Consider the following 12,458-nt stretch of genomic DNA (forward strand, 5'->3'; position numbering starts at 1 on the left):
GTAAAACTCACTCAAAACCATTGATTTTTCATTTAATCAAGCGTTAAAAATATCATACATGGTTTTCGATGCAAATTAACACTCGGTCACATTTTTTTATAAAACACAATGAAGTTTGCACATGATGAAACAAGATGAGCACCTGATGACCTCACGTCGGTTTGTACCGATGTTTTTTACCCAGTTTTTTGGCGCATTAAATGATAACGTTTTTAAGCAAGCTTTATTATTAGTGATTACTTATGGATGGATTCAGCAACAATCTGCTCCCGTAAGTACTCTTAATAATCTGGCAGCCCTCTTGTTTATTCTGCCATATTTCTTTTTTTCAGCCACAGCTGGACAAATCGCCGACAAATACGAACGTTCTCAACTCGTCCGTGGTATTAAAATTTTAGAAATCATCATTATGCTCATCGGTACTGCAGGTTTCCTGTTAGGAAACTTATGGCTACTTCTTTTTGCTTTATTTTTGATGGGTACACATTCGACGTTCTTCGGTCCGATTAAATACGCAATTTTGCCTGAAATCTTAAAACCGAACGAGTTAATGTCCGGTAATGCGCTATTTCAATCTGGCACATCCATGGCAATCTTGTTCGGGATGATCTTAGGTGGTGCCGTAATTGCCTCATCAGATGGGAATTTATTGTGGATTAGTATCACCGTAGTGGCTATTGCTTGCATAGGCTATTTATTTAGTCGCTTCATTTTGCCGCAAAAAGTTTCTGCACCTGACTTAAAGATTGACTGGAATTTCATTCGTACCAGTTTCCAAACCATCAAATATGCCAAAAGCTTACCACTAGTATTCACAATTTTGCTAGGCAACTCATGGTACTGGTTTTATGGCGCGACTTATTTAACTCAAATTCCGCAGCTTACCCAGCAAAACCTTCATGCATCAGAAAATGTCGTTAGCCTGTTACTGACTTTCTTTTCAGTCGGTATTGGTGTGGGTTCTCTTCTTTGCAGTAAAATTGGTGGTTCAGAAATTAATATTAAAATGGTGCCGATTGGTGCAATTGGCCTTACTGTTTTTGCGCTCTACCTTGCTGCCAGTTTAGCTTTTGTACCAGAAAGAACCGGGGCATTACTTACCTTAAAAGACGTTTTTACCCAAGGCTGGGTTTACTACCATGTCATGATTGCGGTGACTTTATTGGGTATTAGTGGCGGTTTTTATATAGTTCCTTTGTATGCCATGATGCAGGCTTATTCACCACGTTCACATCGTGCACGTGTTGTTGCAGCGAATAACATCCTAAATGCCGTTTTTATGGTTTCTTCTGCAATTTTTTCAATCTTAATCTTAAGTGTTTTAAAAATTGATATTAAAATACTCTTTATTATTACAGCTGTACTTAGTGCAATCTTTAGTATTTGGCTTCTAGCACGTCTAAAACCAATGCTTGCCACAGCACATCTTTCTTTGGAGGACTAATTTATGCGCCACTATACTGGAATTGATCAGCTCATTAACTCTTTTGATCAAGCATTACGTAGTCTTGTTCCGGGTGCAACCGCAGCACAGCGCCAAAATCCGGCCGAATCGGTTGAAGCAAAACTAGGTGTAGAAGATGCTCGTCATGTTGCAGGCTTAATGCGTGTTAACCATAGTGGTGAAGTGTGCGCACAAGCCCTTTATCATGGACAAGCATTAACGGCGAAATTACCCAATGTACGCCGTGAAATGCAGCAAGCAGCAATTGAAGAACAAGACCATTTAGCTTGGTGTGAAGATCGTTTAAAAGAGTTAAATAGCCATACAAGCTTATTAAATCCTATCTGGTATGGCCTTTCATATGGTATGGGCGCTCTTGCGGGTATAGCTGGTGATAAATATAGCTTAGGTTTTGTTGCTGAAACTGAGCGTCAGGTAAGCATGCATTTGCAAGACCATTTAAACCAATTACCTGCTCAAGATGAACGCTCGCGCAAAATTCTAGAGCAAATGAATGAGGATGAGTTGCACCATCGTCATACTGCACTTGAAGCAGGCGGTGTTGAATTACCTTATGCAGTAAAAATTAGTATGACTGCTATTTCAAAGTTAATGACAAAAACTAGTTATTATCTTTAAAAAAACAAAGGATTGATCTCATTCGGATCAATCCTTTTTTAAAATATTATTTTAAGCCGTGATCATATTTGAAACGTTCGATATCTCGAATTGAGTTCCAATAGTTTCTGTTAATACGGTCACGATCAATTTGTAATTCTCTTAAAAGCTTACGATAACGTTCACGCTCTTCTGGCTTTAATTTTTCGTTGTAAGCATTATCGGAATACTGCTTAAACTTTTCGTCATAACGGTCGTATTCATTTTTTGCATTGTAGTAATCGGAAGCTGCTCGATAATAAGGTCTTAAACGATTACGCTGCTCAACTGGGCATACATTAATATTGCCGTTACCCTCTAAAGCGTTATAAAAAATATTTGATGGCTGGCAATAATACCCTAAGCCCTCTTTATACCCACGTTCATATGACTTTTGATCTGGAACAATATTGGCTTTTCCACACGCTTTATAATATTGATCTAAACGTGGCGAAGCCCCCTTTGAACCATCTTTCTCACCCACTAATGACCAATTCGCAGTCTTACATTCTTCTACGCTCATTGCAGCACAACCTGAAAGACTGATTGCTAAAATGGCTAAACCGATATTTTTCATATTAAGAAAACTCAAAAATAAAAATTAAAAAAACGCAAAAAATAAAATTCCAGTACATGTGCTATATAAGCCTTGCTCAATTCAAGATTTATACATAAATGTTTAACTGGATAAGATTTTAAGTTTAAAGCAGTTTGACCATCTCACCAAATGAGAAGCTAAAATTTTTAGCTTTGTTTAATTTTAAAAAGAGAAATCCATAGAATTTTATAATGCGCCGACTGCTCTTATACGCTAATTTTACTTTAAAAATTGATTATAAAAATTAGAATCAAGTGATTGATTATTAATAAATAAAAACAAAAAACCCCATAAAAAAACCTTTCATTATTTTACTCTTTTTTTACGAGATTAACTTCAAAGGCTACGTTAGGATTTTAGCTAAATAACCACCAAGGTTTTTTATAATGAGTACGCATATTTACCCAAATTTAAACTTACAAAATTCTCACTTTAAGGCATTTAAAATATCAGATGATTTTATTCCTCCAACACAAACCGACATTTTCAACTCAGAGCTTTTTTTGAAAGAAGTTGATGAATATTTAAGTTTATATTCCCACACTCAGCACATTGATATTTGTCTGCATGACTTAAACGGGCATATTCGTGCCAAACGAATTGACGTTAAGAGTCTGAAAAATCTCTCTCATGGATGTTATTTTCCACTTTCTGTTTACGCCATGAGTCTGGATGGAAAAGTGATTGAAGAGACAGGGCTAGGAAAATATATTGGTGAACCAGATAGACTTTGCCTGCCCATTTTAGGCAGCTTGCAACCAAGTGCCTTATCCCCAGAATTAAATGCTCAGCTTTACCTATCCATGCAAGAAGAAGATGGTACAGACTGTCGCTATGAACCACGCAATATATTAAAAAAATTATTAAATCAGTTACATACTAATAATTATTTCCCTGTCATGGCTGCCGAGCTAGAGTTTTACCTTTTCTCACCTCAGCATCAGTCTGAAACCTGCATAGAAAACCAATGTTTCGATATAGATGCACCGAATAACTATCAGCAAGTCCTAGATGAAGTTGAGAAAGCAGCCCTACTTCAATTGAAATTACCGCTATTGTTGCGGAATCATCCCCTGGACAATACGAATTAAATCTTCAACACAGCCATGATATTTTAAAGCTCTGCGATCAAATTAATGCCTTAAAAAGAATTGTAAAACAAGTTGCAAGAAAGCATGACTTAACCGCTTGTTTCATGGCGAAACCGAACTTGGCAAAGGCTGGTAGTGGCATGCATTTTCATATGAGCATGCTGAATCAGTACCATGAAAATATATTTAGCTCAGAAGTACAAAAAGATGAGCTTTCAGCCAAATTATTGAGCGCGATTAGTGGCCTAATTGAGTTAATGCCTGCATCTATGGCGATTTTAGCGCCTAATATTAATTCTTATAGACGTTTTAAAATTGGGCATCATGTGCCATTAGAAGCCAATTGGGATACCAATAATCGTAATGTCGCAATCCGTATCCCATGCTCAGACATACAAAATCAACGTTTAGAATATCGGGTTGCTGGAGCGGACTGTAACCCCTATCTGGTTGCAGCGACTATTTTAGCTGGCGCATCTTATGGCTTATCTCATAAGTTACCGCTGCCAAAACCTGCTCATCTTTTGAAGTTTCAAGATGAGCACATTTTATTAGCTAATAATCAGCCAGAAGCCTTAAAAATATTTAAAGGAAGTCTTATTTTAAAAGGATATTTAGGCGCTGACTTTGTCGAACATTGGTACACAGTTAAGCAGGCTGAATATCAAAATATTTACAGCCAAATGACTGAAGCAGAACAACATTGGGATATATAAATAAAAAAAGCAAAAAATATAAATCGCTTTGCAAACCCTTAGGGAGAAATACCCTAAGGTTTTTTTTATATCTAATTAATGATTTTTCTGTTTAGCTAAAAAGCGTAATCCCACACCTGGTTCAGTTGCAATATAACGTGGCTGAATCGCGTTATCCCCCAGTTTGCTTCGCAACTTACCCACCAAAATACGCAAATAATGCGTATCTTCCTGATGGGTTGGCCCCCATAGTTCTTTTAAGAGCTGTGGCTGTGTTAAAAGCTGTCCTTGATAGCGCATTAATAGTGTCAAAAGTTGAAACTCTTTCCGAGTTAAAGTAATTGGTTGTTGCTCGACCCATACTAAACGCTGCGTAACATCAACTTTGAGATAACCATCGTCATAAACATGTGCTTCTTGCTGAATCGGTTGATTTCTTAGAATGACACGTATGCGCGCCAAAAGCTCTTGTACACTAAAAGGCTTAGTCATGTAGTCATTTGCGCCAGCATCGAGCAAAGCAACTTTTTCGTATTCATCAGCGCGTACAGATAGCACAATAACCGGCACATTTGACCAGCTGCGTAACTCTTGAAGCACTTCTTTCCCATCTAAATCAGGTAAGCCCAAATCTAGAATAACCAAATCAGCCCCTTGTGTTGCTAAAGCCTCTAGACCTTTGTAACCCGTTTCGCAGAGCGTGGTTTTATATTTTTGAGTTCTTAAAGCAATGTCTAGAAATTTACGGATTTGAGGCTCATCATCAATAATCACAATGCGTGTTTCTACAGGTGATGTTTTGGAACTTATCATGAATTTACAACTTATTCTTTTACTGGATAAATGGGTAATTTGATTTGAATTAAAGTACCTTTATTTTGGCGCCCTGAAAATGCTTCTATTGTACCCATATGAGCACCAATAATCGCTTTTACAATTGTTAGCCCTAAACCTGTACCGAATTTTCCACGGTCTCCACGCTCCATAGTATAAAACATATCGAAAATGCGGTGTCTTTCGTCTTCAGGGATTCCTGCACCTTTATCTTCAATTTCAATTCTTACTTCATTTTTTGATGAAAGATGAGTACGAATCATGACTGGCTCATCTGGAGGTGAAAAGTTTGCAGCATTTTCTAAAACATTAAAAATAGCTTGCTCTACCAGTGCTGGGTGGACATACAAACTAATCGGTTGCTCAGGTAACTGAACTATCACTTGCGTATCTGGTTTATAACGCTTTAAACGGCGGGTTGCCGAACCAATTAATTCATCTACACCAATCCAGTCCCTTTTTAAAGTTAGACCTTCGTGTCCCAAACGGGTCATATCAAGTAAGTTTTGAATATAACGGTCTAAACGCTCACCTTCCAAATGAATTGTTTCAAGTAAATCTTGCTGGTCTTGTTCTGACATTTCAGCTTTAAAATTGGCAAGTGTGTCTGCTGCCCCAATGATAGAAGCAAGTGGCGAGCGTAAATCATGCGATACCGAAGATAATAAAGCAGAACGTAAGCGCTCTGTTTCACTGGTGACTTTTGCTTGTTCAAGCTCATTCACCAATTCAGTTCGAAGTACCGCCTGCGCAATATATTCGATTACACTTTCAGTCAATTTCTTTTGCTCAAAATTTAAGGAAACCACTTCATCCTTAAAGTAAATTCCCACAATACCTAGGCTATTTTTTTGTTCTAAAAGTGGTAAAAACCACCAATTCGACTGGCTGAGTGTATCGGTAAAATGTCCACACGGTTGTTGATGTTTTAAGCACCAATCTGCCGCGACTTTTTCTTTATCGCTTAGCTCTATATCAGATGAAATGACTCTATCTTGAATAGAAATCCACACCTTCGTTTGAAGTTGGGTTTCTAAAGTCATACGTCCTGTTTGCATGACTTCTTCAAGGTTCACGGCACTAGAAAGCTTACGTGCTAAGTCTTGCATTACCGTAGTGTAGGCATTTGCTGCTTTTAAAGACAAAACTTGCTGGCGTAACTGAGAAGCCAAACGCCCAGCAATTAAAGCTGCTGCAAAAAAAGCAACAACGGTGACTACCCCTTGGTGTGCTGAAATCTGAAAGGTATAACGTGGTGCAATAAAGAAAAAATTATAAGCCAAAAAACATATTAAGGCTGCCACTACGGCAGCTAACATTCGAGTTTTACTTGCAACAATTAAAACAGAAATAATAAAGATGACAGAGAAGTCTTCAATACCAAATAGAACTTCGGCGAAGTGAGCTAGAAAAATGCTACCGCACGTCACAGCTAAAACAAAAATGCTTTCTTTTAATGATAAAAATGAAGACTTTTCGAGCTGATTAATCTTTTTAGTGCCCTGTTCTGGGTGCAAAATGGTTAAAGCAATCGAGTTTTCTTGATTTAATAATTGCTGAGCTAAATTTTTCTTAAATAACGTTAACCACCACGGTGAAATACTTTTACCAATGACTAGATTGGAAATACCTCGGTCAACGGCGGCATCCATTAGAACAGATGCAACTCGATGCCCATATAAAACCTCGGTTCGACCACCGAGTTGTCGAGCCAACTCAAAGGCGCGGTCAATCTCAATGTATTCTTTTTTATAAGAACTCACTGAACTCTGTCCAAAGTCCAAACTTTTAGCAACATTTACTACAGTCCATGTAGCACCATTACGTTCTGCTAAACGACAGCCTGCTCGCACTAAATATTCAGAAGAGCCTTGCCCATCTATCGCAATCATCAATTCATTTTGCAACGATATAGATTTCAAGCCCTTCGAGGCATAGCTCTCTTTTAAGTCTGAATCGACATGCTCAGCAACGCATTGCATTGCGAGTTCACGTAATGCTGTTAAATTTGAAATGCTAAAAAAGCCTTGTAATGCCAGATTTGCTTGCTCTGGTACATAGACTTTTCCTTGATGGAGCCTTTCAATGAGTTCACTGACGGGTAAATCAATTAAGCGAATGTCCCGAATACGATCAAATACCCGATCTGGTACCGTTTCATTTACTCGAACGCCCGTAATTTGATAGACCACATCATTTAGGCTTTCTAAATGTTGAATATTAATGGTCGTAAATACATCAATACCTGCATCTAGCAATTCATTGACATCTTGCCACCGTCGTTCATGACGACTATTTGGGACGTTGCGATGAGCCAACTCATCAACCAAAACGATTTCTGGATGCCTGAGTAAAATAGCATCCAAGTCCATTTCTTCTAAAGTATGCCCCTGATATTGAATTTCCTTTCTAGCAATCTGAGGCAACCCTTCCAAAATTTTTAGAGTTTCGATTCTTCCATGGGTTTCAACAATACCCACCACAACGTCTGTGCCCTGTTGAAATAATTCTTTGGCGCGGGCGAGCATGGCATAGGTTTTTCCTACACCCGGCGCCGCACCAAGAAAGACCGTTAGTCGACCGGCTTGATATCTGTTGACATGATTTAATAAGGCCTCAGCCTGATTTTCGCGATTGCTTTGCACTTGATATCATCCGGTAAACTAACAACTTTATTTTTAAGTTAATGTGTAGATTGTAATTGATCTAAAGCGATATTTAGCTCTAATACATTAACACGAGCTTGTCCCAATACACCAAACTGCTTCGGTTCAACATACTTTTGCAAAAGCTCTTCCACAATCTTAGGGTCTAAATGACGCGCTTGAGCCACTCGAGCAACCTGTAACTGAGCAGATTCAAGACTAATATGCGGATCGATACCACTCCCCGATTTAGTCACCAAATCACTTGGTATAGGTGTATTGCCCGTGTGGTCTTGTTTTTTTACCGCAAGAATCTGAGCATCTATTTGTTGCTGTAGCTCAGGATTAGTACGCGCTAAGTTTGTACCTACCATCGCCATCGGGTCATAAGCGACTGCTGAAGGACGTGGATGAAAATAAGCCTCTCCAACAAATGGCTGAGCAACTAATTTTGACCCTAAAACTTTATGATCTATTTCAATCAAACTACCATTTGCTTGATTGTTGAATAACACCTGTCCCGCACCTGTAGCAATCGCACTATAAGCAGCGCCACAGCCAACTAAGGTAAAAATTAATAATCCCAAAGATGCTCTTAAGGTCTGACCCAAATTTGCTTCTGAATTTTGTACATAAGTTTTCATTTCAAACTCCAGATTACAAACCAAATAATTGAACAATCACTACATCAATTGCTTTAATGGCAAGGAATGGCAGAACCACACCGCCCACACCATAAATCAACATATTTCGACGTAATAACTGAGTTGCCGTTGAAGGTTTAAATTTCACGCCTCGGAGTGCGATTGGAATTAATAGCGGGATAATAATCGCGTTAAAAATTAGTGCAGATAAAATCGCGCTGTTTGGACTTGCTAAGTGCATCACATTCAATACTTGCATTTGTGGAATCGCAGTAGCGAACAATGCAGGCAAGATGGCAAAGTATTTAGAGACATCGTTTGCTAACGAAAACGTTGTTAAAGCACCGCGGGTAATCAACTGCTGTTTCCCAATCTCAACTACAGCAAGTAGTTTGGTTGGGTCAGAGTCTAAATCAACCATATTGCCGGCTTCTTTTGCAGCTTGTGTACCCGAGTTCATGGCTAAGCCAATATCGGCTTGTGCTAATGCCGGCGCGTCATTGGTTCCGTCACCGACCATCGCAACTAAACGACCTTGTTGTTGTTCGATGCGAATACAAGCCAATTTGTCTTCTGGTTTTGCTTCGGCAATATAATCATCTACACCAGCTTCAGCAGCAATCGCGGCCGCAGTTAATGGGTTATCACCTGTAACCATTACGGTTTTGATGCCCATTTCTCTTAAACGAGCAAAACGTTCTTTAATACCGTGTTTAATCACATCTGAAAGCTCAATCACGCCCAGTACATGATGTTGATTTGCGACGACTAAAGGTGTTGCACCCTTTTTGGCAACTTGCTCAACACGTGCTTTTAACTCTAAATCTTGAGAATAATCTTCATCTACAAACTTTAAGATTGCATCTAAAGCACCTTTACGAATTTGGTCACCATTCGGTAAGTTCACGCCAGAAATTCGGGTAGAAGCACTAAAAGAGATAAATTCGGCTTGCTCAGGTTCTTGCTGTTTTAGCCCTTGCTCTTTTGCTAACTTAACAATCGATTTCCCTTCTGGTGTTGGGTCGGCTAGTGAACTTACCCAAGCAGCAGCTCTCAACTCAGACTCAGTTATGGAAGTTAAGGGATAAAAAGAGGTCGCTTGACGGTCACCATAAGTAATGGTTCCTGTTTTATCGAGTAAAAGCACATCAATGTCACCCGCGACTTCTACAGCTTTACCTGATTTTGCCAAAACATTGGCTTTGAGTGCACGGTTCATGCCCGCAATACCAATCGCAGGTAACAAGCCACCAATGGTTGTAGGAATCAAGCAGACCAATAACGCCACGAGCACGACTGGATCAAGTTCAATATGCAAATACTTGGCAATAAATGGTAAGCTAATCACGACAATTAAAAACGTGATTGTCATCACTATTAACAAGAAGCCAAGCGCAATCTCATTCGGTGTTTTTTGACGATTTGATCCTTCAACCAAAGCAATCATACGGTCTAAGAAACTTTGACCAGATTCAGCAGTCACTTGTACGATAATACGATCTGTAAGCACTTTGGTTCCGCCAATAACACCTGAACGGTCTGTTCCAGCTTCACGTAGCACAGGTGCTGACTCACCTGTAACAGCCGATTCATTAATGGTCGCAAAGCCTTCTACAATCTCACCGTCGGCTGGAACAAGCTCACCTGCATGTACTTCAATAAAATCATTTAAATGAAGTTCGGTCGCTGCAACTTGAGTCGCTTGACGGTCTGTCAAAGATTTGAGTCTTCGAGCCGTTAAATTTTCTCTGGCTGCACGTAATGAAGATGCCTGTCCAAGACCTCTAGCCTCTGCAACAGCCTCGGCATAGTTAGCAAATAAAATGGTAATAAACAGAATTGCTGTAACCACTAAACCAAATAACAGTGTGGTGTAACCCAAGACTGTACTAATTGCAGTAACCACTGTTCCAAGCCATACAATTGCCATCACAGGGTTTTTAATTGCATGCTGTGGTAGCAGTTTCACAAATGCATTTTTCCAAACTTCAAAATTTGGTACTGCCATGGTTTGTTTATGGCTATTTACATAAGTTTGCGTATTCATTTTCACTCGCCTCCTTAGCCTTTAACCAACAAAAGTTGATCGGCAATAGGCCCAAGGACAAGAACTGGCATAAATTGTAATAAGGTAAGCAACACAACAATCGTAATCAGCGTTAAAGCAAAGGTTGGAGTTTCAACCTGAAGACTACCTGCTGTTTCGGGTGCTTTTCTTTTTGCTGCTAAACGTGTCGCAATCATTAATGGCAAAATTAATGTCGGAAAACGTCCTAACAGTAGAGCGATACTACAAGTAACATTCCACCATATAGTATTGTCTCCGAGACCTTCAAAACCTGAACCGTTATTAGCAAACGCAGAGACATATTCGTACAACACTTGGCTAATACCATGTGGTCCCGGATTACTAATTCCAGATATGCCTGGAATGCTGAGGCTTAATGCGGTAAATGCAAGAATGACTAAAGGTTGAATCAAGATAATAATCGCGAGCAACTTAATTTCTGCCGCTTCAATCTTGCGTCCAAACAATTCAGGGGTACGACCTGTCATTAAACCTGCAATAAATACTGCGAGTAAAAGATAAATCATAAACTGTTGCAGACCACAGCCCACACCGCCCCAAATCGCATTAATCAGCATGTTAATGAGTTCGACTAAACCGGTAAGCGGTGCAGAAGAATCATGCATCATATTGACCGAACCGTTATTTACCTGCGTAGTAAGCGCTGCCCAAACTGTTGATGCGGCTGGTCCAAATCGTTGTTCTTTACCTTCCATTACGGCAAATTGAGATGCTGTCGCTGACATACTCTCAGACCAGACAGCAGCTGCACCTGAAATAATTGACATGAAAAACATGCTGCCAAAGACGAAGTAGGCAAATTTTTTACGCTGAATAAAATGCCCGACCATAAAAATGACTGTGATTGGAATAAGTAAGATCGCAACCATTTCTAGTAAATTAGAAAATGGTGTTGGATTTTCTAAAGGCACAGAACTATTTGGACCGTACCAACCACCACCGTTACTACCTAATTGCTTAATCGCCACCATTGGTGCAACTGGTCCTAAAGGAATTTTTTGAGTTTCAACGCTATTGGCTTTATCAATAAGCTGTACTTCTGGCCCACTCTGGAAAGTTGATGGCACGCCTTGGCTGTTAAGCAATAATGACCAGACAAAACAAAGTGGAAGCAAAAAGCGAACTGTAGGGCGAATTACATCTGCCCAATAGTTACCAATTAAAATTTGATCTGGCTGCTCGGCAACATCGGCCGCAATATGGCTTGGACGCTGATAAAAGAAAGCTCTTAATGTCGCAACAACCAAAGCCAGCCCCATCATTGGAGTAATGACTTGCAGCCCCACAATACCTGTCATTTGCGACAAATAAGATAACTGAGCCTGACCAGAATAATGCTGTTGGTTGGTGTTTGTTAAAAATGAAATAACAGTGTGTAGCGCTAAATCCCAACTCATATTTGGTGCATGGTTCGGGTTTAATGGTAGCCATGCTTGCGTCATAAAAATAGCAAAAATGGCTACAGCTAAAAAAATACAGCTAACAACAAATGCTAGCGAATATTGTTTCCAGTTCATTTGTTGTTGCGGAGATATACCTAACAAGCGATATACAGGATTTTCAATCCAGCGAAATAATCCATCACCCCACATCGGCTGATTTGCCATCACTTTGGATAGATATTTACCGAGGCACCATGCTAAAAAAATAGCAATAAATAAAACAAGTATAAGTTCTAACATGACTATTCTCCACTATACCCCTTGGCTTGATTTGCCAAAACGGAAATAAGGAGAGATGAAGAGATATCATTTGTTTTTA

General features: G+C 39.4%; 8 protein-coding genes and 1 pseudogene. 3 read left to right on the forward strand and 6 right to left on the reverse strand.

From position 1 onward, the window contains the following. Positions 1–121 precede the first annotated feature (121 nt). Positions 122–1,444 carry an MFS transporter gene (locus KTI79_RS02300; protein WP_079284202.1) on the forward strand — a complete coding sequence of 441 codons (1,323 nt, stop codon included), beginning with the start codon at positions 122–124 and terminating at the stop codon, positions 1,442–1,444. A 3-nt stretch (positions 1,445–1,447) separates the two neighbouring features. Continuing rightward, positions 1,448–2,083 (forward strand): 2-polyprenyl-3-methyl-6-methoxy-1,4-benzoquinone monooxygenase, encoded by a 636-nt coding sequence (coq7, locus tag KTI79_RS02305; RefSeq protein ID WP_032054145.1) that lies wholly within the window; start codon positions 1,448–1,450, stop codon positions 2,081–2,083. A 46-nt stretch (positions 2,084–2,129) separates the two neighbouring features. On the opposite strand, the gene KTI79_RS02310 is transcribed toward coq7, so the two are convergent. Next, the gene (locus KTI79_RS02310; RefSeq protein ID WP_032054146.1) at positions 2,130–2,678 is read right to left on the reverse strand and encodes a DUF2799 domain-containing protein; all 549 of its coding nucleotides are present in this window, start codon (positions 2,676–2,678) and stop codon (positions 2,130–2,132) included. Between the two features lie 407 nt (positions 2,679–3,085). Here KTI79_RS02310 and KTI79_RS02315 point away from each other — a divergent pair. Continuing rightward, positions 3,086–4,506 (forward strand): annotated as a pseudogene (locus tag KTI79_RS02315) (glutamine synthetase family protein). Between the two features lie 75 nt (positions 4,507–4,581). Here the strand turns inward: KTI79_RS02315 and KTI79_RS02320 are convergent. The 5 genes from KTI79_RS02320 to kdpA are packed head-to-tail and all read right to left on the reverse strand — an operon-like array spanning position 4,582 to position 12,379. Then, positions 4,582–5,298, reverse strand: a complete 717-nt coding sequence (locus KTI79_RS02320; protein WP_032054148.1) for a response regulator — start codon at positions 5,296–5,298, stop codon at positions 4,582–4,584. 11 nt (positions 5,299–5,309) lie between these two features. Then, positions 5,310–7,964 carry a sensor histidine kinase gene (locus KTI79_RS02325; protein ID WP_032054149.1) on the reverse strand — a complete coding sequence of 885 codons (2,655 nt, stop codon included), beginning with the start codon at positions 7,962–7,964 and terminating at the stop codon, positions 5,310–5,312. A gap of 38 nt (positions 7,965–8,002) precedes the next feature. Continuing rightward, the gene (kdpC, locus tag KTI79_RS02330) at positions 8,003–8,608 is read right to left on the reverse strand and encodes a potassium-transporting ATPase subunit KdpC (protein WP_032054150.1); all 606 of its coding nucleotides are present in this window, start codon (positions 8,606–8,608) and stop codon (positions 8,003–8,005) included. A 13-nt stretch (positions 8,609–8,621) separates the two neighbouring features. Further along, positions 8,622–10,661 carry a potassium-transporting ATPase subunit KdpB gene (kdpB, locus tag KTI79_RS02335; protein WP_086376118.1) on the reverse strand — a complete coding sequence of 680 codons (2,040 nt, stop codon included), beginning with the start codon at positions 10,659–10,661 and terminating at the stop codon, positions 8,622–8,624. 8 nt (positions 10,662–10,669) lie between these two features. Beyond that, entirely contained in the window at positions 10,670–12,379 is a 1,710-nt protein-coding gene (kdpA, locus tag KTI79_RS02340; RefSeq protein ID WP_086376119.1) for a potassium-transporting ATPase subunit KdpA, read from the reverse strand. Positions 12,380–12,458 lie beyond the last annotated feature (79 nt).

The organism is Acinetobacter sp. WU_MDCI_Abxd143 (assembly GCF_025514195.1).
GTDB lineage: Bacteria > Pseudomonadota > Gammaproteobacteria > Pseudomonadales > Moraxellaceae > Acinetobacter > Acinetobacter pittii_H.